At 43.9% G+C, this 21,362-nt stretch carries 24 protein-coding genes; 9 read left to right on the top strand and 15 right to left on the bottom strand.

Annotation, left to right across the window (positions count from 1 at the left end; translation table 11 throughout):
• Positions 1–346 precede the first annotated feature (346 nt).
• Complete coding sequence (locus tag B5J94_RS02070) at positions 347–1,657, bottom strand: hypothetical protein (RefSeq protein WP_062499255.1); 1,311 nt, start codon at positions 1,655–1,657, stop codon at positions 347–349.
• A 225-nt stretch (positions 1,658–1,882) separates the two neighbouring features.
• Here B5J94_RS02070 and mrdA point away from each other — a divergent pair, with 225 nt between their 5' ends.
• Positions 1,883–3,964 (top strand): penicillin-binding protein 2, encoded by a 2,082-nt coding sequence (gene mrdA / locus B5J94_RS02065; protein WP_062499254.1) that lies wholly within the window; start codon positions 1,883–1,885, stop codon positions 3,962–3,964.
• Positions 3,965–4,017: 53 nt separating this feature from the next.
• On the top strand, positions 4,018–4,620 hold the full coding sequence (gene rsmD, locus B5J94_RS02060; RefSeq protein WP_062499253.1) for a 16S rRNA (guanine(966)-N(2))-methyltransferase RsmD: 603 nt from the start codon (positions 4,018–4,020) through the stop codon (positions 4,618–4,620).
• Between the two features lie 13 nt (positions 4,621–4,633).
• Here the strand turns inward: rsmD and B5J94_RS14430 are convergent, their stop codons facing one another.
• Positions 4,634–4,828, bottom strand: a complete 195-nt coding sequence (locus B5J94_RS14430) for a hypothetical protein (protein WP_062499252.1) — start codon at positions 4,826–4,828, stop codon at positions 4,634–4,636.
• A 94-nt stretch (positions 4,829–4,922) separates the two neighbouring features.
• Here B5J94_RS14430 and B5J94_RS02055 point away from each other — a divergent pair, with 94 nt between their 5' ends.
• Complete coding sequence (locus B5J94_RS02055; protein WP_062499251.1) at positions 4,923–5,801, top strand: DegV family protein; 879 nt, start codon at positions 4,923–4,925, stop codon at positions 5,799–5,801.
• A 136-nt stretch (positions 5,802–5,937) separates the two neighbouring features.
• Positions 5,938–6,816: a DegV family protein gene (locus B5J94_RS02050; RefSeq protein WP_062499250.1), complete on the top strand. Its 879-nt coding sequence runs from the start codon at positions 5,938–5,940 to the stop codon at positions 6,814–6,816.
• A 114-nt stretch (positions 6,817–6,930) separates the two neighbouring features.
• Here B5J94_RS02050 and B5J94_RS02045 read toward each other — a convergent pair whose 3' ends face one another.
• The 3 genes from B5J94_RS02045 to serS all read right to left on the bottom strand — a co-directional run bounded on the left by B5J94_RS02045 (position 6,931) and on the right by serS (position 10,965).
• Positions 6,931–7,470, bottom strand: coding sequence for a YfbM family protein (locus B5J94_RS02045; RefSeq protein ID WP_062499249.1), 540 nt, complete (start codon positions 7,468–7,470; stop codon positions 6,931–6,933).
• A gap of 113 nt (positions 7,471–7,583) precedes the next feature.
• Positions 7,584–9,584 (bottom strand): transketolase, encoded by a 2,001-nt coding sequence (gene tkt / locus B5J94_RS02040; RefSeq protein WP_062499248.1) that lies wholly within the window; start codon positions 9,582–9,584, stop codon positions 7,584–7,586.
• A gap of 121 nt (positions 9,585–9,705) precedes the next feature.
• Complete coding sequence (gene serS, locus B5J94_RS02035; protein ID WP_062499247.1) at positions 9,706–10,965, bottom strand: serine--tRNA ligase; 1,260 nt, start codon at positions 10,963–10,965, stop codon at positions 9,706–9,708.
• A 132-nt stretch (positions 10,966–11,097) separates the two neighbouring features.
• Between serS and B5J94_RS02030 the strand changes: the two genes are divergently transcribed.
• Together B5J94_RS02030 and B5J94_RS02025 are read left to right on the top strand one after the other, a co-directional pair.
• Positions 11,098–11,766 (top strand): YcxB family protein, encoded by a 669-nt coding sequence (locus B5J94_RS02030; RefSeq protein ID WP_062499246.1) that lies wholly within the window; start codon positions 11,098–11,100, stop codon positions 11,764–11,766.
• 176 nt (positions 11,767–11,942) lie between these two features.
• Complete coding sequence (locus tag B5J94_RS02025) at positions 11,943–12,413, top strand: Dps family protein (RefSeq protein WP_062499245.1); 471 nt, start codon at positions 11,943–11,945, stop codon at positions 12,411–12,413.
• Positions 12,414–12,514: 101 nt separating this feature from the next.
• On the opposite strand, the gene folE is transcribed toward B5J94_RS02025, so the two are convergent.
• Together folE and B5J94_RS02015 are read right to left on the bottom strand one after the other, a co-directional pair.
• Complete coding sequence (gene folE / locus B5J94_RS02020) at positions 12,515–13,132, bottom strand: GTP cyclohydrolase I FolE (protein WP_062499244.1); 618 nt, start codon at positions 13,130–13,132, stop codon at positions 12,515–12,517.
• Between the two features lie 7 nt (positions 13,133–13,139).
• On the bottom strand, positions 13,140–13,421 hold the full coding sequence (locus B5J94_RS02015; RefSeq protein WP_079363896.1) for a hypothetical protein: 282 nt from the start codon (positions 13,419–13,421) through the stop codon (positions 13,140–13,142).
• Between the two features lie 146 nt (positions 13,422–13,567).
• Here B5J94_RS02015 and B5J94_RS02010 point away from each other — a divergent pair, with 146 nt between their 5' ends.
• Both B5J94_RS02010 and B5J94_RS02005 read left to right on the top strand, forming a co-directional pair.
• Positions 13,568–14,380 (top strand): enoyl-ACP reductase FabI, encoded by an 813-nt coding sequence (locus B5J94_RS02010; protein WP_062501133.1) that lies wholly within the window; start codon positions 13,568–13,570, stop codon positions 14,378–14,380.
• Between the two features lie 131 nt (positions 14,381–14,511).
• On the top strand, positions 14,512–15,222 hold the full coding sequence (locus B5J94_RS02005; protein WP_062501131.1) for a YoaK family protein: 711 nt from the start codon (positions 14,512–14,514) through the stop codon (positions 15,220–15,222).
• A gap of 285 nt (positions 15,223–15,507) precedes the next feature.
• On the opposite strand, the gene scpB is transcribed toward B5J94_RS02005, so the two are convergent.
• From scpB to trpS, 8 genes are all read right to left on the bottom strand, one after another.
• A complete protein-coding gene (scpB, locus tag B5J94_RS02000; RefSeq protein ID WP_079363899.1) occupies positions 15,508–16,116 on the bottom strand; it encodes an SMC-Scp complex subunit ScpB in 609 nt (202 codons plus the stop codon).
• Between the two features lie 152 nt (positions 16,117–16,268).
• Positions 16,269–17,168: a segregation and condensation protein A gene (locus B5J94_RS01995; RefSeq protein WP_062501130.1), complete on the bottom strand. Its 900-nt coding sequence runs from the start codon at positions 17,166–17,168 to the stop codon at positions 16,269–16,271.
• A 305-nt stretch (positions 17,169–17,473) separates the two neighbouring features.
• Positions 17,474–17,680 carry a hypothetical protein gene (locus B5J94_RS01990; protein WP_062501128.1) on the bottom strand — a complete coding sequence of 69 codons (207 nt, stop codon included), beginning with the start codon at positions 17,678–17,680 and terminating at the stop codon, positions 17,474–17,476.
• A gap of 27 nt (positions 17,681–17,707) precedes the next feature.
• The gene (locus tag B5J94_RS01985; RefSeq protein ID WP_079363895.1) at positions 17,708–18,205 is read right to left on the bottom strand and encodes an NF045616 family extracytoplasmic (lipo)protein; all 498 of its coding nucleotides are present in this window, start codon (positions 18,203–18,205) and stop codon (positions 17,708–17,710) included.
• Positions 18,206–18,232: 27 nt separating this feature from the next.
• Entirely contained in the window at positions 18,233–18,724 is a 492-nt protein-coding gene (locus B5J94_RS01980) for an NF045616 family extracytoplasmic (lipo)protein (protein ID WP_062500689.1), read from the bottom strand.
• 11 nt (positions 18,725–18,735) lie between these two features.
• Positions 18,736–19,413 carry a hypothetical protein gene (locus B5J94_RS01975; RefSeq protein ID WP_143821878.1) on the bottom strand — a complete coding sequence of 226 codons (678 nt, stop codon included), beginning with the start codon at positions 19,411–19,413 and terminating at the stop codon, positions 18,736–18,738.
• Positions 19,403–19,936 (bottom strand): PAAR domain-containing protein, encoded by a 534-nt coding sequence (locus B5J94_RS01970; RefSeq protein WP_062500693.1) that lies wholly within the window; start codon positions 19,934–19,936, stop codon positions 19,403–19,405. The genes B5J94_RS01975 and B5J94_RS01970 overlap by 11 nt, the downstream gene beginning before the upstream one ends.
• A gap of 33 nt (positions 19,937–19,969) precedes the next feature.
• Positions 19,970–21,010 (bottom strand): tryptophan--tRNA ligase, encoded by a 1,041-nt coding sequence (gene trpS / locus B5J94_RS01965; protein WP_062500695.1) that lies wholly within the window; start codon positions 21,008–21,010, stop codon positions 19,970–19,972.
• Positions 21,011–21,126: 116 nt separating this feature from the next.
• On the opposite strand from trpS, the gene B5J94_RS01960 reads away from it, so the two are divergent.
• Positions 21,127–21,324, top strand: coding sequence for an AbrB/MazE/SpoVT family DNA-binding domain-containing protein (locus tag B5J94_RS01960; protein ID WP_062500697.1), 198 nt, complete (start codon positions 21,127–21,129; stop codon positions 21,322–21,324).
• The last annotated feature ends 38 nt before the right edge of the window (positions 21,325–21,362 follow it).

Here is a 21,362-nt window from a genome sequence, read left to right as displayed (position 1 = left end):
TTGAGGTTTTTAAAAATCCACAAAAATCGGGGTTTGGAAAGAAGTCTAATTAAAAAATAAATTTAATGGTTTTAATTTATAAATAACTTATAAATTAAATAAATCGTAGGGTGCATACCACGCACCATTTAATATCATAATAATCAAGTTTGGCAATAATTTATTTGGTATTGTTTAATAAAGATATATTTTAAAATTTGGACGTGTAGGGGCAATTTATTCGCCCAAAAATCAACACTTTATCTTTATCACAGGGCAAATTTGATTTGCCCCTACAAATCTACCCAAAGGTATGGTTAATTAACAATGCCATTTAATTCTAAATTTAAATAAACATTCAAACCACTCAAAAAAACACCGCAATCAAATGTAGCCACCCTGCCAATAGCCCCGTTATCGCCCCCAAAATCACCAATGTCATCTCATCTTCTTTAAAGGCAGGTCTTAGCAGGTTTTGAAATTCATGGGGTGAGAGTTCTCGAATGCGAGATTCAAACAGCCCAAAGATTTTGCTTGCCCGAGATGTGTTCAGTTTAGGGTCTCTAATGGGTATCATGGTCGCATCAATGGATTTGTCAATAATGGTGTCTTTAAAGGCACTTAGCTCTTTGTTGTCCATACCCACTTTTAAAATGGATTTGACCACAGGCGACTCTAACAACTCATACAGGTGCGATTTCATGAGTTCACGGGTTTTTGCCGAGCGAGTGCCGTACATCATCTCACTCATGATGTTTTCGAGCGTAACCAGCTCATTCACAACAATCTCAGCAAAAACGCTGGACACTTCATCTTGGCGTTTCATAAAACCGCCCTGCCAGTCATAGACATGAAAATGGGGCAACATGGGTTTGACCCGACCATTATCATAGCGGAACAGACGGATAAAAGGGACTTTTTTGGGTTCGACAGGATTAAACACCATCCAAATGGCAATCCAGTTGGTCAATGCCCCCCAAATCGCCGCAAAAAATGGCACCGTCCAATGCTGTGGCACAAAATAAAAAATCCCCATCTGAACAATCCCAAAACCAAAGCCAATCACGGCACTGATTTTCCAGATGAAGTTAATCTCTTTTTTACCCACCCGCAAAAACATATCTACCATGAGCTTACGGTCGCTCTCCATGCGTTTGACAATCATCGCACGCATGTCCACCAACTCCTCAACATTGGTGGTTAGGTCAATGACTAAGGACTTCATCACCGCTGGCATCTCGCTGTGTGCATGAGCATAAATCCGCCGTCTAATGGCATAGGGCGTGTGCGTCCACAGGGCGTAGTAGCGTTCGAGCATAATCTCATCAATGAGACTTTCTAGGTTTTTGTCCACCGTCTCGGTGATGAACTGTGCCATCTCCTCAGGTTCCATCGCCTGCAAAAACTCATCGATGTTACCAAGTTTGGATAAAGTTTGGTCAACGATGACCCCAGAGATTTTGCCTGCTTTGGCAGGGACAATGCCTTGCCAGCCCAAGCCCTGCAAGCCCCACGGCATACCACGCACACGAATACCCCAAAACTTAATGGGGTGAAATAACATCTCCAACGCCATCCATACATGAGCCCATGTTACAAAAGCCGTAACGGGCGGAATGGTGAGCATGGCGATAAATTCGGGGTGTTCAGCTAGGGCTTGCCAGATGGAATTGAACATAAATCATCACTTGTTGGGGTTTGGCAATGGGCTAGACTATTGGCTAATTGACAAAATAAAATTAACAAAATAAAACGGATAATTCTACCACAGTTTTGTCTATTTTGTCAAAACCATCACGCAAATCTTTTGCCCAAATTTGCTTTTGAATAAATCTTATAAATTTGAATACACCTTTGAAAATATGCTATAATTAGGGGTTTTTGCTGTTCTTTTGTGCCAATCATGACCTCATCACGTCCTAACGATTCTGACATCAGCACTCGCGTCTTTGTACGCCGAGTGATCGTGGCGTCGTTATTTGTGCTTATTGGCATGATTGGACTGTTTGCTCGTTATGGTTTTTTACAGGTTCATCAATACAATAAATACCAAACCAACGCTGATAACAACCGCATCAAACTCATCTCCGACCCGCCATCACGGGGTTATATTTATGACCGTAATGGTGTGTTGCTTGCCGATAACGTACCGGTTTTTTCTGCGGTCATCAGCCCCGATGAGATTGAAGACCTAGCCTATACCCTAAAATTGCTCACCCCCATCTTTGGTCTGACTGATGAAGAGATTACGGACATTTTGGCAAGGATAGACAAATCCAAAAATGACCCCATTACCATCAAGATGGATTTGACCGAAGAGCAGATTGCACAGTTTAGTGAGCGAAAGCCTTTTTTTCGGGGGGTAAGCATTCAGACCAAACTCACCCGTGTCTATCCCCATGACGAGCTGTTCGCCCATGTCATCGGTTATGTCGGGCGTATCAACGACAAAGAAGCCAAAAAAATCGCCGAAGACGACTACAAAAAAGCCCTGTACGCTGGCACCGACCTGATTGGCAAAATCGGCATCGAAGCCCAATACGAAGAAGTCTTACTTGGCAAACCAGGCTATCAATCCGTTGAAGCCAACGCTCATGGCGAGATTCTAAGACAGCTAGACACCAAACCCCCTGTGGCGGGCAACGATTTGTATCTGAGTTTAGATTATGGACTACAAATGGCCGCCCAAAAACAACTGGCAGGACGACGTGGGGCGATTGTGGCACTTGACCCAAAAAATGGCGACGTCCTTGCCTTTGTCTCCAACCCCAGCTATGACCCCAATCCCTTTGTCTCTGGCATATCCAGCAAAGAGTATGGCATGCTTCGAGATGACATTGACCAACCTTTATATAACCGTGCCTTGCAAGGGCTATACCCACCTGCTTCTACCATCAAACCCTTTGAGAGCATGGGCTTTTTGCATTATGGCATCATGGGTTGGAATGACACCATTTTTGACCCTGGTTATTTTAGCTTACCAGGGGACAGTCACCGTTTTCGTGACTGGAAAAAAGGCGGGCATGGCACGGTCAATATGAGCAAATCCATCATCATGAGTGTGGATACCTATTATTATAAAAATGCTCACCGCATGGGCATTGACAAGCTTCATGACTGGATGAGTAGTTTTGGTTTTGGCAAAAAAACAGGCATTGACCTACCCAACGAAAAGGGGGGTATCATGCCATCACCCAAATGGAAAATGGACACCTACGGCAAAGAGTGGCTACCGGGCGAGACCATCTCGGTCTCTATCGGACAAGGGGCATTTTTGGCAAGCCCCCTACAAGTTGCCAATGCCACCGCCATGACCGCCATCAAGGGCAAACACCTAACGCCCCACCTGCTCAAACGCTCTGAAGGGCAGGCTCCTGTGACCATCATTGACAAACCTGACGGAGTCATCCCCTTTAATGGCACCGAAGCCGACTGGGACAGAATGCATACCGCCATGGAAGACACTGTCAAACGGGGTACAGCAAAGAACATCTACACCACCCGTTATCGCATGGCAGGCAAAACAGGTACGGCACAGGTCAAATCTATCGCCCAAGGCAAAAGCTATAACAAAGCCGCCATCAGCTCCCGTCACTGGGACCATGCGTGGTTCTCGGGTTTTGCCCCCGTGGATGACCCCCAAATCGCCATCGCAGTCATCGTCGAGAACGGTGGTGGCGGTGGTAAAGTGGCGGCTCCCATCGGGCGAGCGTTATTTGATTACTGGATTCTCCAACGTGAGACCAACCCCATCACACCACCCAGCGATGAAGAATTGGTAAAAATCCGTGCCGCCAAGCGTGAAGCCATCAAAGCCAAAATCGCCAAGGCAGAAGCCGAAAAAGCCAGAGCAAAAGCCGAAGAAGAACGCAAAAAGGCAGAAGAAGAAGCCAAACGCCAAGAAGCCTTGCGTAAACAAGAAGAAGCTCGACGCAAAGAAGCAGAACGCAAAGCCAAAGAGGCAAATAAATCAGCTAGAGCTTAAATGGCTTAATAAACCCAACCATACCACCCAATAAACACCGCCAAGAGAGACCCATGGCAAAACCACCCAAAGCAAGCTTCAAAACCACCAACAAAGCCACCAATCAAGTCCGTATCATCGGCGGACAGTTTAAACGCCGTAGCATCAGCTTTATAGACGCTGACGGATTAAGACCCACCCCTGACCGCTTGCGTGAGACACTTTTTAACTGGCTCATGGCAGACATTCATGACGCCAAAGTGCTAGACGTCTGTGCAGGCTCGGGCGTGTTGGGCTTTGAAGCACTATCACGGGGGGCATCTCACGTCGTCATGATAGAACCTAGCCCCACCCAAGCACGCACCATCGAAGATAATGCCGACAGCCTAAAACTCACCCGCAGTCAGCTGTCCGTCATCAACGACACCGCCCAAACCGCCCTACCCACGCTTGGCACGCCCTTTGATGTCATCTTTATTGACCCGCCTTATGCACTTGATATTTGGCACGACATCATCAGTGGCATTATCGAGCATGGGCTTTACCACGCTGACACGTTGTGCTATATTGAGAGCAACACTGCCCTAAATGACATTCTTACCCCTTTTTGTGCCAACCTCTTTAAATCCACCAAAATCGGTCAAGTACATGCAGGGCTATTTACCCTGCCCATTTAGCCTGCTGTTTAACTTATGGTAAATTCCATTCAAAACACAACAAGGGTTTTTCCGTTTGTGGTGACCCATGCCTGCCCATAATGGTTTTCCCACCCACAGGCAGGTTCAGGGCGAGCAGAAAACCCAATTTGGCATACTTTTTAGACCACCACCAAAAAAACACCCACCAAGCGTTTACTTTTTGGGTAAATTTATTTAAAATAATCACTTATCGCCAAACCATTTTAACACCCCACAAAAACAAGAACATTGTTGCGTTTGGCACAGCCATCCCACTCTTTTTGCCATCTAGCAAGGTTTTCATGAAACGCATCGTTCTTAGCACATCTTCTTCTAGCCTAAACTACATTAACACGCCCCACGCTGTCCGTCTGGTGCCTTTTCACGTCATCATCAATGGCAAAGACCACCTTGATATCAGAGACATCGATACGGCTCGTCTGAGCAAAATGCTCTACGACAACCCCAACCTATCCGTCACAACCAGCCCACCAACCGCTGATGAAATCAATGCCCTATTTGACGAACTGTATGCCGAAGGCTACGAAGAAGTTCTGGTTTGCACCATCTCATCCGCCATCAGTAAAAGCCATGAGATTTTTAACACCCTAAAAACTAAATTTGTTGGCAAAATGAACATCTATGTTTACGACACCAAAACCCTAAATATTGACGAAGGGGCGTTGGCATTTGAAGCGGACTTGATGATACAAGAAGGCAAATCCATGCTTGACATCATCAATCGCTTGGATGAGCTACGCAAAAACAGCCTGTTCATGTTTACCTTATCTGACCTAAACTTTATCGTCCGCAACAAAAAACTCTCCGCCCCTGCTGGCTTTATCGCCAATCTGTTTGGCATCAAGCCCATCATGTGGGTGGATGATATCGGGCGTGTCATTCCCCGTGACAAAATCCGCAAAATCGAACGTAGTATTAACTACATGGCAGAGACTGCCATCGCCCACATTGGCAACAAAGACGCTTTTATCTATATGGTTGATACTTCCATGGGCTTTTATACCGACAGTTTCCAAGAACTGTTTGTCAATGGCTACGGACTTCGCAATGTGCCAGTCATCCCTGTCTCCACCGTCTCCCTTGCCAACCATGGGCCGACAGGCGTGGGGCTGGGCGTGTATTACGGTAAAGTACCCAGAATCGTCAAATATCTCAAATAGTCAGGGTAGGCATGCTCTAACAAGCGGACTTCGGTTCGCTTTTTTTGTTTTTGCTTTGATTTAAAATATCAAATGATGCTATTTACAAGACCAATGATTTTTAGTAAAATCATGGCAACTTACCAAAGGAATACCCATGAAACGCATCGTTCTTAGCACGTCCACTTCCTGCATTGGGCATTTATCAGTACCGCACGGCATTCGTTTGGTGCCACTTCACATCATGGTTAATGGCACTCATTTTTTGGATGGCAAAGACATTGACACCGCCCGTCTGAGCGGCATGCTCTACCAAAACCCCCATTTGGACGTTTATTCCACACCGCCCACTTGCCAAGAGATTGAAGAGATTTTTGATGAGTTGTATGAGTCAGATTATGAAGAAGTACTGGTCTGCACCGCCGCTTCGGTACTGAGCCAAGCCCATGAGAATTTCTCAAAAGTCATCCCCAAGTATGTCGGCAAAATGAACATCTATCTGTACGACAGCAAAACCATCAACATCAATGAAGGAGCTTTGGCATTTGAAGCAAGCCTAATGATGCAAGAAGGCAAATCCATGCTTGACATCATCCACCGCTTAAATGCCCTGCGAGCCAATAACGCATTCATCATGAGTCTATCTGACCTGAGTGTTTTAATACAAAGAAAGAAACTCTCTGCCCCTGCTGGCTTTTTTGCCAATCTACTTAACATCAAACCCATCTTATGGATTGACGATAACGGCTATGTCGTGGTCAAAGAAAAAGTGCGTAAATTTGAGCGGGTCATGCATTACATGGCGGACATCGTCGTGGGTCAAGCCGCCAACCGAAACGCCTTTATATACATGGTAGACACATCCATCGGACTACATACGCATGAATTTAAAAGACTCTTAGCCAATGAATATGGGCTGCATGACATTCCCGTCATTCCCATATCCACCGTCGCACTCGCCAATCATGGACCAACGGGCGTGGGGCTGGGCGTGTATTATGGAGACACGCCTAGGGTGTTTGAGCATTTAATATGATGATAAAGGGGTGTTGTTGTGATGCGGTTTTTTTGATTTACTTTATCAAAAATCGTTTTAAATCCAGATAAAAACAAAAACAACCATTTTGTCTAAACTTTGTCTAAATTTTATCTAACAAATCACAATCAGCACCGAGCGGTTATTTTTTAATACATTTTGATAAAAACGTTTAAATTTTTCAAAGTATTCTGCCAGCTCTTCGCCAATCTCATCACATTCATCTTCATCATCCCAAATGGACGGATAAATATCAGCTTCTTCAAACTTGGTAAAATCCGCCTGTTTGATGAGCTTATCAATATCTACTTTATTAAGGGCATTGACTACATTGGCAACGTTATCAGCGTCCAATAAATACACCCCTTCATCGCTTAGTGCGTCCGTACCAAAAAACCCTTGATACAAAGCAATCTGCTCTGGGGTTTTGACTTCATCTTCATCATCATAACTGGCAAAGCCCGTCAATAAAAAATGCAAGCCGTCCCATAATTTATCAAGATTGGCAAAATCTTCATCATCAATATTGTCATCAAGCTCTTCTAAATTTTCAAAAAATTCTTCCACGCTGTCGTCATCATTATTTGACAATAACGCTTTATATTCTTTGGCTTGACTGTCGTCAATGGCATAATAACTGGCGTACATACCCATGATTTGCTCCTTTTGGGATTTAGGATTTAGGATTTAGGACTTAGGATTAAGCATTAAAAAACCAATCAGCATAGTACTGATTGGTTTTATTGTAAAACATCAAACAGTCAAAATCAAATCAACGATTTCACCGCTTCCACGACTTTATCGGTGGTAATACCAAAATGATTAAACAAGTCTTTGGCGGGGGCGGACTCGCCAAAAGTCGTCATGCCGATGACTTTGCCGTCAAGTCCGACAAATTTATACCAATAATCGGTAATGCCCGCTTCCACCGCCACACGATTTCTTACATCGCTAGGCAGTACGCTTTCAATATAATCACGGTCTTGTTTGACAAAAACTTCGGCACATGGCATAGATACCACACGCACGCCCACGCCCTGCTCGGTTAGTGTCTTGTGAGCTTGCATTGCCAAGTCCACCTCCGACCCTGTGGCGATGATGATGGCTTGCAAGTCGCCTTGCTCTTTGGCAAGCACATATGCCCCTTTTTCAATCAAGGCAACCTGCTCGTCCGTACGGTCTTGATGGGCAAGGTTTTGGCGAGATAGGATAAGGGACGTTGGGGCATTGGCAGTTTGTAGGGCAACTTTCCACGCCACCGCCGTCTCTACCGTGTCGCACGGTCTCCAAGTGAAGTGGTTTGGCGTTTGGCGTAGGCTTGCAATCTGCTCCACAGGCTGATGGGTCGGGCCGTCTTCGCCAAGCCCAATGCTGTCGTGGGTGTAGACATTGATGATACGCTGTTTCATGAGAGCTGACATACGCACCGCATTACGAGCGTACTCCATAAACATCAAAAACGTGGCAGTATAAGGGATAAATCCGCCATGCAACGCCACCCCGTTGGCGATGGCGGTCATGCCAAATTCACGCACGCCATAGTGTACATAGTTGCCGTCAGCGTGGTCTTGTACGCCCTTAGCACCGCTCCACAAGGTCAAGTTTGATCCTGCCAAGTCTGCCGAACCGCCCAAAATCTCGGGCAATAATGGAGCAAACGCACCAATGGTATTTTGGCTTGCCTTACGAGTGGCGATGGTGTCGCCTTTGGCTTGGCAGGCTTTGATAAACTCGTCCGCTTTGGCGTTAAAATCGCTTGGCAACTCGCCTGACAGTCTGCGTTGTAGCTCGCTCGCCTCACTTGGATATTTGGCTTGATACTCGGCAAATTGGGCGTTCCAGTCGTTTTCTAACTTCTCGCCCTTATCGCACGCATTCCACGCTTGATAAATGTCATCGGAAATCTCAAAGGCATTGGCATTATTCCAGCCCAATTCGCTTCGAGTTAGCGTAATCTCATCGACACCAAGTGGCGAACCATGACTGTCTTCTTTGCCTTGTTTGTTGGGACTACCCAGACCGATGATGGTTTTACAGATGATGAGCGTAGGCTTGTTGGTTTCGGCTTTGGCTTGCAAAGTTGCTTCACGAATGGCATCGGCATCGTGTCCGTCCACGTGGAGTACTTGCCAGTTATAGCTTTCAAAACGCTTGGCGGTGTCGTCAGAGAACCAGCCTGTAACGATGCCGTCAATAGAAATGCCATTGTCATCATAATAGGCGATGAGCTTGCCAAGTCCTAACGTACCAGCGAGCGAACAGGCTTCGTGCGACACACCTTCCATAAGGCAACCGTCCCCCAAAAAGCAGTAGGTATAGTGGTTGATGATGGCGTTGTCGGGTTTGTTAAACTGTCCTGCCAAGGTCTTTTCAGCTAAGGCAAAACCCACCGCATTGGCAATGCCTTGCCCCAAAGGCCCTGTGGTCGTCTCAATGCCGTCCGCATAGCCATGTTCGGGGTGTCCTGCGGTTTTGGCGTGCAGTTGGCGGAAATTTTTGATGTCATCAATCGTCAAATCATAACCCGACAAATGTAGCAAGGCGTACAGTAGCATAGAGCCGTGTCCGTTTGACAGCACAAAGCGGTCTCGGTTTGCCCATTTGGCGTTTTTGGGGTTGTGATTTAAAAATTCACGCCACACGACTTCGGCAATGTCCGCCATGCCCATCGGAGCCCCAGGGTGTCCTGAGTTGGCTTTCTGGACGGCGTCCATAGCAAGGATACGAATGGCGTTGGCGTTGTGGCGTTGGTTTAGGGGGGTTGGCATAAGGAGTATCCAAATTCTAGAAGTGAAAATTTGCGGTATTATAGCATAATCCGCCTTATTGGGCGAATTTTGGCAAGAAAAAACCGCTTAATCCCAAGACTAAACGGTTTGTATGAAAACATTATTTCAACACTTCAAGTCCACCCATATAAGGTTGCAGTACCTTAGGAATATTGACCGTGCCGTCTGCGTTTTGGTGGTTTTCTAAGATGGCAAGGAGCGTTCTGCCCACCGCAAGCCCTGAGCCGTTTAGGGTATGGACAAGCTCGGTTTGCTTACCGTCCTTAACCCTTGCCCCCATACGGCGAGCCTGAAAATCGCCACAGTTAGAACAGCTACTAATCTCACGATAAGTATCCTGAGACGGTAGCCACACTTCAATATCGTAAGTCTTGACCGCCCCAAAGCCCATGTCGCCTGTGCATAGCGTGATGACACGATAGGGAAGCTCCAACGCTTGCAAAATACTCTCGGCTTGGGCAGTCATCTCTTCTAGGGCTTGCATGGACGTGTCCGCTCGCACGATTTGCACCATTTCTACTTTTTCAAATTGGTGCTGACGGATAAGCCCACGAGTGTCTCGTCCTGCCGACCCTGCTTCACTTCTAAAACAAGGCGTATGAGCGGTGAGCTTCATCGGCAAATCGCTTGGTGATAAAATGGTATCACGCACAGTGTTGGTGAGTGGCACTTCACTTGTCGGTATCATATAATAGCTGTCTGACACCTTAAATAGGTCTTCTTCAAATTTAGGCAGTTGCCCTGTCCCCTTTAAGCTCTCGGCATTTACCATATAAGGCACATACATTTCGGTGTAGCCCTTACTGATGTGCGTGTCTAGCATGAACTGAATCAACGCTCGGTTAAGCCGTGCAAGTCCGCCTTTTAATGTGCTAAATCTTGCCCCTGTGAGTTTGCTTGCCAACGCAAAATCAAGCTGTCCCAAGCCTTCGCCAATGTCGGTATGGTCTTTAATCTCAAAATCAAAGACTCGTGGCACGCCCCATTTGCGTACTTCCACGTTGTCGCTCTCGTCCACCCCCACAGGCACGCTGTCATCGGGCAGGTTCGGTATGGCAAGGCTTGCGTTTGTGATAACCGCTTGCAAGTCTCTTAACTCGTTTTCGGCGGTTTTCATCTGGTCGCTGACTTTTTCCATTTGGGCAAGCAGGTCATCGGCATTTTCGCCACTGCGTTTTAATTCGCCAATTTTTTTTGCCCCTGCGTTTTTTTGGGCTTGCAATTCTTCGGTGCGGACTTGTAGTTCCTTGCGTTTGGTTTCTACGTCCGTCCAAAACACCACGTCAAGTTCATAGCCACGGGTTGCCAGTTTTTCTTTTAAAGTAGTCAAATCGGTGCGTAATAATTTGGGGTCTAGCATGGGTTTACCTTTTTACTAAAATTTTGCTCATCATATCAAATTTACCACAAAATTTCACTTGTTTTTGTTTTTTGGGTTTATTTTTTGGCAAGTTTTGGGTAATATAGGCATTTTTACCGAGAATTGACCGCCATGAGCCAAGCCAAAACCAAAAAACAAGACGCACTCTACCCCTACACCCTACAACCTGTCGCCCTAAACATGACGGACGCTGAATTCAAATCGGCACAGCTTGCCCTATTTGAAAAAACCGCCCAATCGGTCGGCTTCAAATCCATTCGCACCAAAGAATGGGGAATTTTGGGCGTGTTGGTCGTGCTTGCCATTTTGGGGCTTATTTTTGTCAGTGGCTATTCTACGATTATTTTTTGGATTATGCTTGTGGGCGTGGGCATCTACCTTGCCCTGCGGACGCTTGGGCTACAATGGTACATGAAAAAAGAATTTGAAAAACAAGTTGCCGAGAGCGGTCTGCCCGATGAGATGAGTGAGCTAAAACTTGGCGTGCAAAGTCATGGGCTTATCATGGCTGTGCCTGTCAAAAATGCCCCCGCTCCGCAAATGCGTGGCATGAACCTACGCCACGCCCCCATGCAACAAGGGGTCATTCCGTGGTCGGCAGTTAGCCAATGGGACGAGACGGCCAATTTTGTTTTTATCATGTTTGAGCTAAATGGACAAAAGGGCAGTCAAATCCTGCCAAAACGCCTAAGCCAACAGCATTTCCCCGTAAATACCGTCATCAAGCATTTACAAGAAGTTACACCAAAGGGCTTGAAAGCGGATAATATAACAGTATAATGATTCTCAATAAATCCACAAATTTACTGTGTATTTATTGAATAAATTTATGATAATCATCAAAATCACTAATTTTACTCATCATAAAATTGTGGTATTATGATTATATAAATAAATTGATTACCAAAAATCAATTTATAATACTGATTTATAAACCAACCAATCGGAGAAATGTTATGAGTACCAATCAAATCGGTCTTGAAAAAGCAGAACTTACCCCAGTCATCAAAGCCCTAAACGCCCTACTGTCTAGCTATCATCTGTTTTATATCAACGTGCGTGGCTATCATTGGAATGTCAAAGGCGAGCATTTTTTTACCTTGCACCCAAAATTTGAAGAGCTGTACACCGAGCTACAACTGCAAATTGACGAAATTGCCGAACGTATCCTAACCCTAGGTGGCACGCCACTACACGCTTATAGCGACTTTGCCGAGCGTTCTAGCATCAAAGAAGACAAAGGCGTGTTTGATGGTCGTGGCTGTGTGGAAGGCGTGGTTAAGGGCTTACAAACACTTATCGAAGAACAACGAGCCGTTGCCGAGCTTGCCGAATCAGCATCTGACCAAGGTACTGCTGATATCGTAACAGGCTACATTCAAGCCCAAGAAAAAGAAATTTGGATGTATAATGCGTTTTTGGGTTAATCCACATCATTTAACCCATCATTAACCCAATTGAAAAAGCCCTTAACTCTACATTAAGGGCTTTTTATCGTGCCTATTTCTAATTCCAAAACAGATCACCATCAGCCAAATGCTGGCGCACGCTTAGGAATGGTGCCCAAAAATTCATTTCGTGCTTGATTGTCCGTCTCATACACCCCAAGCATACACGTGGTGCGAGTGGTGGACTGTTGTTTGCCCACACCACGCATCATCATGCACATATGGCTTGCATCCATGACGACCGCCACACCACGACAGTCCGTGAGTTCATGGATGGCTTGGGCGACTTGTTTGGTTAGGTTTTCTTGGATTTGTAGGCGTTTGGCATACATATCAACAATGCGAGCCAATTTGGATAAGCCCAATACCTTACCATTTGGCAGATAGCCGATGTGTGCCACGCCAAAAAACGGCAAGATGTGATGCTCGCACAATGAATAAAATTCAATGTTTTGCACAAGCACCAAATCAGCATTATCGCTGGCAAATACGGCATTATTGGCAACCGTATGTAGGTCTTGATGATAACCTGCCGTCAAGTCGCCAAAGGCTTTGGCGGCACGCATGGGCGTATCAAGCAGTCCTTCACGGCTTAGATTTTCGCCACTGGCCAAGATGATATTGGCGTAGTTCTGGGCGGTGGCTTCTACATCAAAAGAAAAGGCGGGCGTGGCGTGGCTGTCGCAATGTTGGCACATGGTATTATCAAATAAAAATAAACGTGATATTATAGCGAAAAAGACAAGATTTGCCAAATGGTTTGTGTGTTTTGCGGTGTGAATGGGTTATAATTTTACCCTTTTTAAAATAGGGCGTGTTGAACATTGATAATATTCTTATAAAATAAGATGAAAATTTAACACTTTTATCAATTTTTGCATGAAAAATGGCTAAATCTGGTTTTTCTGCGTCAAAAACTTGTCTGATAGAATGACTATCAGCCTGCGTTTTTTCCCTGAAAAACGTACGATTTTTCTCATTTTTCATTGCAAATACCAACATTCAACACGCCCTAATCAAATCCAAATAAATGGCGATGTAATTAAAAGTTTACAATCGTTCCTAAATTTTCCCCATTTGACAAAATCTGTGGTATAATGCCAACAATTTTAACTAAATGCGTGGAGCGACTGATGTTATTAAAAGGTCAACGATTTGTGGTAACGGGCATCGCCAGTAAGCTGTCGATTGCTTGGGCGATTGCCGAATGCTTGCACCGTGAAGGGGCGGAGCTGATTTTGACTTACCCCAATGACAAAATCAAAAAACGGGTAGACATGGCGGCCGAGACCTTTGGGGCGGTGGCGGTGTTGCCTTGCGATGTTAGCTCGGACGATGAGATTGCCAAATGCTTTGATGAAGTAGCTCGCATTTGGGGCGACGGCGTGAACGGTGTGGTACACGCCATTGGTTTTGCCCCTGCCGAGCAGTTGGACGGTGATTTTACAGACGCCACGACCCGTGAAGGCTTTGCCATTGCTCATGATGTGTCCAGTTATAGCTTTGTGGCACTTGCCAAAGCCAGTCGTGAACTGCTTGCCAAACGTCAAGGCTCACTACTTACTTTGACTTATGAAGGCAGTATTTCTGTATTGCCAAATTATAACGTCATGGGACTTGCCAAAGCCAGTTTGGAATCATCGGTGCGTTATTTGGCAAGCTCGCTGGGCAAAGAAGGCATTCGTGTCAATGCCATTAGTGCAGGCCCCATTCGCACGCTTGCCGCCAGTGGCATCAAGTCATTCCGCAAAATGCTGGACGTTACCGAAAAAGTAACGCCCTTACAACGCAACGTCAATCAAATGGAAGTGGGTAACACCGCCTTATTCCTGCTATCGCCTTGGGCGAGCGGTATTACAGGCGAGATTTTGTTTGTGGACGCAGGGTTTAATACGGTCGGACTAAGCAGTGAGCTTATGGAGCTGGTGGCGGACGATACCGAGTAAGGCACGCCCAAGGTTTGTAAAATTTTGTAACATTTTAACAGCACACAATCAAGCACGTCTTGTGTTGTGTGCTTTTATTTTTGTCCAAAGTTTTGTAAACTAATTGGTTTGTTATCACTCATTTATCGGTCATGCAAAACCAACTTCCCACTTGGGTACTGTGTGGGGCGGTGGTGTTGGCATTTAGTGCTGGCATTTTAAACACAACCGCACTCATGGGATTTACCCACGTTTCGGCATCACACGTTACGGGCAACATCAGCCTGCTGGCGGTAACGTCTTTTCATCATGACTGGGAAAACCTGTGGCTACTGCTCGTGTCGGTGGGTTCGTTTTGGCTTGGCTCGGTGCTAAGTGGCATGATTATCGGGGGTAGTGAGCTACACATCAAACGTCATTATGGCTATGCCATGTACCTAGAATTTGTCCTGCTCTGTGGCAGTCTGTGGCTGTATCTATCGGGCAACGGCTACGGGCAAATGCTCATCGCCATGGCGTGTGGACTACAAAACTCCATGGTGGCAACCTATCATGGGGCAGTGGTGCGTACCACGCATTTGACAGGGGTAACGTCTGATTTGGGGGCGACTGTGGGGCATTGGCTTGTGGGACGAAAGGTCAGCCTTGCCAAAGTGGTGCTACAAAGTGCGTTATGGTGGGGATTTTTTGGCGGTGGCTTTGTGGCGGTGTGGCTCTATGCCAAATATGGCTATTGGTCAATGCTTCTACCCATTACCATTATTTTTCTTTCGGCAATCAGTTATGTGCATATGGAAAAATGGTTTCACCGCTCCGAGCGTATGATTAAATTTATGATGATAAAACGCAAAAGAAAAAGATAGGGCAGAGATTATTATTGGTAGGGTTTTAAAAATATTGGGGAAATTTTAATATCAATGGTTATAACTTTATAATTAAAAATATGATTAATTAAATACTTACAATTTTTAAAATGTATTTTTAAATAAAATACTTGGGCGAATATAATTCGCCCACTACATATCCCAATTTAATAATACCAAATTAAAATAAAATAAAATAAATTAAAATCAAATGATTTAAAAGAAATTAAGATAATACTTTATAAACAACCCAATATTATAAAATCAGTCATTTTAATATCAGCCCTACCCGTCCACTTTAAAATTTTCCAAATCAGGCAATTCGGGCAATTCTTTTAAATCTGTCAAACCAAATGCGTCCAAAAATGCCTTTGTGGTGTGCAACAGGGCAGGGCGACCCAACACGTCTTTATGCCCCTTTTCCATAATCCAACCCTTATCAAACAGTTGGCGTAAGATATGGCTAGACACGCTCACGCCACGAATATGTTCGATGTCCGAGCGAGTTACAGGCTGTTTATAAGCGATGACACTTAGGGTCTCTAACAGGGCTTGGCTTAGGGTCTCTTGGCGTTCGGGGAATACCTGATGAATAATGCGACTGTATGAGTCCTTGATTTGCAAACGATAACCACTGGCGGTCTTGGCAAGGGTCAGCACGCTGTGCGACAAACGCTCTTCTAGCACCGCCAGTGCCACGTCAAATTCATCTTGGCTTATCATCAAATGCTTTTTTAAATCATCTGCCGTCAAAGGCGACTCGCTGGCGTGCAGTAGCACTTCAATATAGCGACTTAACGCTGTGGCAGTGGCGTGGGTGTTTTTGATGTCGTCAGCGATATTGTCGCTATCGCTGTTGGGTATAAGCGTTGATAAGGGTTGGTTGTTTTGCATACAGTTGTCTAGGGCGTGTTGAACATTGATAACATTTTTATAGATATGGCAAAATTTGACAATTTCAACCAATTTTTGCATGAAAAACGGCTAAATCTTGTTTTTCATCGTNNTTTTCATTGCAAATACCAATATTCAACACGCCCTAATGATTAATGAAGCCAATATAAAGTCTGCTCGGACAAGTCAAAGCCGGTGTTATTGATGTTAAATAAAGGGTCTTTTTGCTTGCCTTTTTTGGACGTGGGGGCGTCCATGACTTCAAGCTGAAAACTCTGGGCGATGTCCACATTTATCTCACTTTTGAGTAGGGCGTCATCACCGTCAGCAAAGCCAATCAGCCTCCGTTTTAGAAGTTCAAGCACCGCCACAAAACTCACGACCACGCCCACACGCCCCTGCGTTTCATCAAGCAGCTCGGCAAACGTGCCAGAACCTTGTTGGCTTAACATCAGGCTAATCTTGGCGATACGCTCAGGCAGTGGCACAGGGTCGGTCTTGATGTGGTGCATTTGATAATCGGGCTTGATTTGCATAGTAATCAAGCTGTTGATGAGTATCTGGGGCGAGTAGCTTGGCAGTTCGGCTTTCATGGCTTCACTGCTGGGCAGGCTGGCAAACGCCAAAAACACATCACGTTCTAGGCGGATAAGGCTGTCTAGTCGGCGACTGGCTTCTTTGATTTGGGCGTATTCTTCTAGCCGTCTGATGAGTCGTGCTTTGGGGCTTAGCTCTTCGCCTGTGATTTGTGGTTGGGGGAGCAAAAGTTCGCTTTTTATGGCGATGAGCGTACTTGCCATGAGCAGATAATCGCCCGCTAATTCAAAATAAGTATCATCAAGCTCTTTGATATAAGTCAAATACTGCTCGGTAATCGGCAAAATGGCGGTTTCGGTCAAATCAAAATTATTCTTTTTGACCAAATACAACAAAAAATCCAGCGGGCCTGCAAATTGTTCAAGCCATATCGCAAATGCTTGGGGCGGAATATATAAATCATCGGGCAATGATGAAACGGGCGTATCAAAAATACGGATAGAAGAGAAGTTCATAATTAAATAAATTTAAAATATATCAAAAAAATTGTTTTAATTCGTACCAAAAGCCACGATGGTTGCCATATCCTTTATCACTACATGTTTTTGTAAAAATACCTTGTGAATCAGACACTCCAATGACTTCACTGACTTGTAATTTACCGTTATTTTTTGTTAGGCAGAAGTTGGATGTGGTGTAGTATCTAAAGTTTTGTATCGAATAAATGTCGTTTAGTCGGTACTCAAACTCTTGGGGAAAGATAAAGCAGTTGTCAGGATTTTTTGGTATCGGTATTACTCCAGAATACGAAGTTCTATTACTAATGTTGTTGTATTTTTGCACTTGAGTTATATTTTCTAAAAAAATTAATGATTTTGTGTTTTTCAGTTTCAAACTTGGCATCATTCAAGTAAAAACAGGGCTTGTTATCTTTTAGGATAATCAACTCCCCACCTTCTGCAGGCCCTTTCTTGCAGGCAGTAAGCATGGTTGTTAATACCAATAAGATAATTAGTGGCAGTTTCATAAATACTCTATTTTTTCTTCAACTGTATTAAAAAAGCCAACGTTTCAATCGCCACCAAAAACCACGATGGTTGCTGTATGCTTTATCAGTGCATATTTGTGTAAAATAGCCTTGTGAATCACGCACATACTCTGCTTGATTGATTTGTAATTTGCTATTGTGTTCTGTTAAACAAAAGTAAGCACTGGCACTGTATTTACTGCTAGATACGACATAAATGTCATTTAGCCGATATTTAAAGTCTGAAAACATAAAACAACTGTCAGGGCTTTTTAATATAGGTAAGTCGCCAGTAAAATAAGTATCTTGTCCTTCTTTTTCATTATTTACAGATGGTTCGCTATTCTCAAGAAGCAGATGATAATTGTACGTTTTTTCATCATTATATTTTTCGTCATATAAATAAAAACAAGGCTGATTGTCTTTTAGTGTAATTAGCACGCCACCATCGTTGGGTTCTCCATTGCTACAGGCGGTAAGCATGGCACTCATCAATACCAATGTCATTAGTGGTGATTTTTTCATAAGAACATTCCTACTGGATGAAATGCATTAAAAAAGCCAACGTTTCAATCGCCACCAAAAACCACGATGGTTGCTGTATGCTTTATCAGTGCATATTTGTGTAAAATAGCCTTGTGAATCACGCACATACTCTGCTTGATTGATTTGTAATTTGCCATTATTTTCTACTAGGCAAAAGTAGGAGTTGGCATTATATTCCCTGCTAGATACAACATAAATATCATTTAGTCTATAGCTAAAGTCTGAAAACATAAAACAGTTTTCAGGGCTTTTTAATATGGGTAGGTCGCCAGTAAAATAAGTATCTTGCCCTTCTTTTTCAATATCCACAAATGGATTGAGATTGGCGAGAAAAAAATGATAATTGTCTGCTTTTTGATTATTATCTTTTTCGTCATACAAGTAAAAACAAGGTTGATTGTTTTTTAGTGTAATTAGCACACCGCCATACTCAGGTCCATCGCAGGCGGTCAGTATGGTACTCATCAATACCAGTATCATTAACAGTGATTTTTTCATAAAAGCATTTCCTATTTTATGATATCAAAACATTCTGTCCATTTGATGTTTTTGGGTAATAACAAAGGTTCATTTGGATTTTTTAAGAAATAAGCCAAGCATTTTTCATAATATGTTTTTAGAGAATAAAATTTTGCTTTTTGACCAAACTTTAGGATGTCAAAATAGTGCGAGATGACCTCGGCTTGTTGTTCTAGGCTATAATCAGGAAAATCTATACCGTCGTTGACGATGTCATAATCATAAGCCTTGGCACTATTAGAAGCTTGACCATTTTGTGTACCACCACTGCCAAAGTATTTACCCCCAACAAAAATACAAGCACCATGTTTTAGAGTGGAGCTGCCCAGCTGATTTTGCCAAATATGTACCATCTCGTGTATAAACCACACTTGGTGATTTTTGTCGCTAGTATTGGAAAAATCAATATTGCCTTTGCTGTATTTATCATAAATATCAGCAGGAAAGGTCATGTTATTGCCCAGTACTTGGGCATTGCCTGTTAGGTTATGAAACGGATTGCCACGGCAGATTTTTACCTGCTGATAGTTAATACTGTTTTTAAATATACGCCTTGCCATGGCAATCTCAGCAGATGTCAGCTCTCTGATTATTGATACTTGTATCTGCTTGGTGTGTTCTGACATCCCACCGATGATCCCACCACGATAAGCACTCTTAAACTCCATCATCATCCCCGTGTATCAAGCCTATCTCTACTTCTACCTCTTCCATATTATCGCATTCTATGACTTTGGTGTAGCCATCATCGTCGGTGATACCGACTGCGACAATTTTCTCGCCTAATTTAATACGGTAATTGATTTGGCGAAGCGGAAAGCCTGTATTCTCATCTATGAGTTGAAAGCGTTCTTTGTACTGCTTGGTAGCACTTGCTAAGTCATCGGTGATATTAAAGCAGCTGTTATCAATCATTTGACTGTTATCACCAGCAAATGTTAGATTTTGCATAGGCTCGGTAATAACGGCACCACAAGTTAGTTTGTCACCCACCATGGCAACATATTTGCCATGAACGTTAATGAATGTGTTACTTCGAATGATGGATGACCAAACGCCACATTTGGGACATAACAAACCATCATCCTCTCTTAGCCAGTAACGTCCATCGGTGCTTGATTTATTTTGGGTGGCTTTAATGATACCACCATGAGATGTGGTGGCACCATCTACTGCGATTGCTTTTTTCATAAAATATCCATTTCTAACTTAGATGATTTCTGTTTACTTTAACTTCGCAAGCGGTTTAATCCCAATCGCTCGTCTGGTTTTATCGAGCTGTTTTTGGGCGACACGGCGAGCCTTAACTGCTCCCATTTGCAAAATTTCTTCAAGCTCCTTAGGATTTGCCATAAGATGAGCGTATTTTTCACGCATGGGAGCAATCTCGCCGTCAATCTTATTAAACAAAATCTCCTTAGCTTCGCCCCAACCGATACCACGTCTATAATGCTCAGCAAGGGCATTTATCTCATCAGGCGTGGCAAAGGCTTTATAAATCTCAAAAATATTACACTCATCGGGATTTTTGGGTTCTTCGGGAGCTTGGGAGTTGGTTACGATTTGCCCGATTGCTTTTTTTAGTGCCTTTTGTGGGTCAATGGTGGGATTGCCGTCCCCGAATAGCGGAATGGTGTTGCCATAGGATTTGCTCATTTTGCGACCGTCAAGCCCTGTCAGCAGGGGCGTGTTTTCGTCCGTTACGGCAGTGGGGAGCGTGAACAGCTCTTTGTATTTAAAATTAAACGTCCCTGCAATGTCTCGTGCCATTTCAATGTGCTGAATCTGGTCTTTGCCGACAGGGACGTGCGTGGCGTTAAACATCAAAATATCCGCACTCATTAGCACAGGATAGCTAAACAGCCCCATGCTGATACCAAAATCAGCGTCCGTGTCTTCTTTGGCAAGGTTCATATCCACGCTCGCTTTGTAGGCATGGGCTCGGTTCATAAGCCCCTTAGCACAAGAGCAGTTTAGAATCCACGCAAGCTCAGGAATCTCGGGAATGTCCGACTGGCGATAAAAGGTAACTTTCTCGGGGTCAAGACCGCAGGCAATCCAAGTGGCGGCAATGGCTTTGGTGGAGCGATGAATCTCATCAGGGTCAAAACATTTGATAATCCCATGATAATCCGCCAAAAAGAAAAAAGCGTCATCATCGGAATTTTGTACCGCTTGAATGGCAGGACGAATCGCCCCGACATAGTTACCCAAATGGGGAATGCCTGTGGTGGTAATGCCTGTTAAAATGCGTTTGGTGGTCATGGCTTGCCTTAATATGTATTCAATTAAAGGGCGTATTATAGCAAATTCAAGGGAATTTTGACAATTTTTATTGAACCAATTATAATGCTTTTATTTTTAAATTAGATGATTTAAATATGAATAATGCTAAATGTTTGGCTAAAAATATCGATAATAAAGCCATTGATTGCCATGATGTTTTTGAAAATATTTATATAGATGATGATTTTTTAAATGAAAGAAATCAGCCTGCAATTCAAGAATGCGAAATTTTATTTGATGAAAATTTTGATTATCATGAATTAAATAAATTTTTAACAAGTTTAAAGTCGTGATTTTTTATTTTAAAAATTTACCATAAAAAGACGTAGGG

This window comes from Moraxella lacunata (assembly GCF_002027545.1).
GTDB classification, from domain to species: Bacteria; Pseudomonadota; Gammaproteobacteria; order Pseudomonadales; family Moraxellaceae; genus Moraxella; species Moraxella lacunata.
Note: the sequence above shows the minus strand (reverse complement) of the source record. Positions and strands in the feature narration are given on the sequence as shown.

Excerpts from the sequence above, each read along its gene's own strand:
- B5J94_RS02070 (WP_062499255.1), bottom strand. The coding sequence starts at position 1,657 with ATGTTCAATTCCATCTGGCAAGCCCTAGCTGAACACCCCGAATTTATC.
- mrdA (WP_062499254.1), top strand. The coding sequence starts at position 1,883 with ATGACCTCATCACGTCCTAACGATTCTGACATCAGCACTCGCGTCTTT.
- rsmD (WP_062499253.1), top strand. The coding sequence starts at position 4,018 with ATGGCAAAACCACCCAAAGCAAGCTTCAAAACCACCAACAAAGCCACC.
- B5J94_RS02055 (WP_062499251.1), top strand. The coding sequence starts at position 4,923 with ATGAAACGCATCGTTCTTAGCACATCTTCTTCTAGCCTAAACTACATT.
- B5J94_RS02050 (WP_062499250.1), top strand. The coding sequence starts at position 5,938 with ATGAAACGCATCGTTCTTAGCACGTCCACTTCCTGCATTGGGCATTTA.
- B5J94_RS02045 (WP_062499249.1), bottom strand. The coding sequence starts at position 7,470 with ATGGGTATGTACGCCAGTTATTATGCCATTGACGACAGTCAAGCCAAA.
- tkt (WP_062499248.1), bottom strand. The coding sequence starts at position 9,584 with ATGCCAACCCCCCTAAACCAACGCCACAACGCCAACGCCATTCGTATC.
- serS (WP_062499247.1), bottom strand. The coding sequence starts at position 10,965 with ATGCTAGACCCCAAATTATTACGCACCGATTTGACTACTTTAAAAGAA.
- B5J94_RS02030 (WP_062499246.1), top strand. The coding sequence starts at position 11,098 with ATGAGCCAAGCCAAAACCAAAAAACAAGACGCACTCTACCCCTACACC.
- B5J94_RS02025 (WP_062499245.1), top strand. The coding sequence starts at position 11,943 with ATGAGTACCAATCAAATCGGTCTTGAAAAAGCAGAACTTACCCCAGTC.
- folE (WP_062499244.1), bottom strand. The coding sequence starts at position 13,132 with ATGTGCCAACATTGCGACAGCCACGCCACGCCCGCCTTTTCTTTTGAT.
- B5J94_RS02015 (WP_079363896.1), bottom strand. The coding sequence starts at position 13,421 with ATGAAAAATGAGAAAAATCGTACGTTTTTCAGGGAAAAAACGCAGGCT.
- B5J94_RS02010 (WP_062501133.1), top strand. The coding sequence starts at position 13,568 with ATGTTATTAAAAGGTCAACGATTTGTGGTAACGGGCATCGCCAGTAAG.
- B5J94_RS02005 (WP_062501131.1), top strand. The coding sequence starts at position 14,512 with ATGCAAAACCAACTTCCCACTTGGGTACTGTGTGGGGCGGTGGTGTTG.
- scpB (WP_079363899.1), bottom strand. The coding sequence starts at position 16,116 with ATGCAAAACAACCAACCCTTATCAACGCTTATACCCAACAGCGATAGC.
- B5J94_RS01995 (WP_062501130.1), bottom strand. The coding sequence starts at position 17,168 with ATGAACTTCTCTTCTATCCGTATTTTTGATACGCCCGTTTCATCATTG.
- B5J94_RS01990 (WP_062501128.1), bottom strand. The coding sequence starts at position 17,680 with ATGAAACTGCCACTAATTATCTTATTGGTATTAACAACCATGCTTACT.
- B5J94_RS01985 (WP_079363895.1), bottom strand. The coding sequence starts at position 18,205 with ATGAAAAAATCACCACTAATGACATTGGTATTGATGAGTGCCATGCTT.
- B5J94_RS01980 (WP_062500689.1), bottom strand. The coding sequence starts at position 18,724 with ATGAAAAAATCACTGTTAATGATACTGGTATTGATGAGTACCATACTG.
- B5J94_RS01975 (WP_143821878.1), bottom strand. The coding sequence starts at position 19,413 with ATGGAGTTTAAGAGTGCTTATCGTGGTGGGATCATCGGTGGGATGTCA.
- B5J94_RS01970 (WP_062500693.1), bottom strand. The coding sequence starts at position 19,936 with ATGAAAAAAGCAATCGCAGTAGATGGTGCCACCACATCTCATGGTGGT.
- trpS (WP_062500695.1), bottom strand. The coding sequence starts at position 21,010 with ATGACCACCAAACGCATTTTAACAGGCATTACCACCACAGGCATTCCC.
- B5J94_RS01960 (WP_062500697.1), top strand. The coding sequence starts at position 21,127 with ATGAATAATGCTAAATGTTTGGCTAAAAATATCGATAATAAAGCCATT.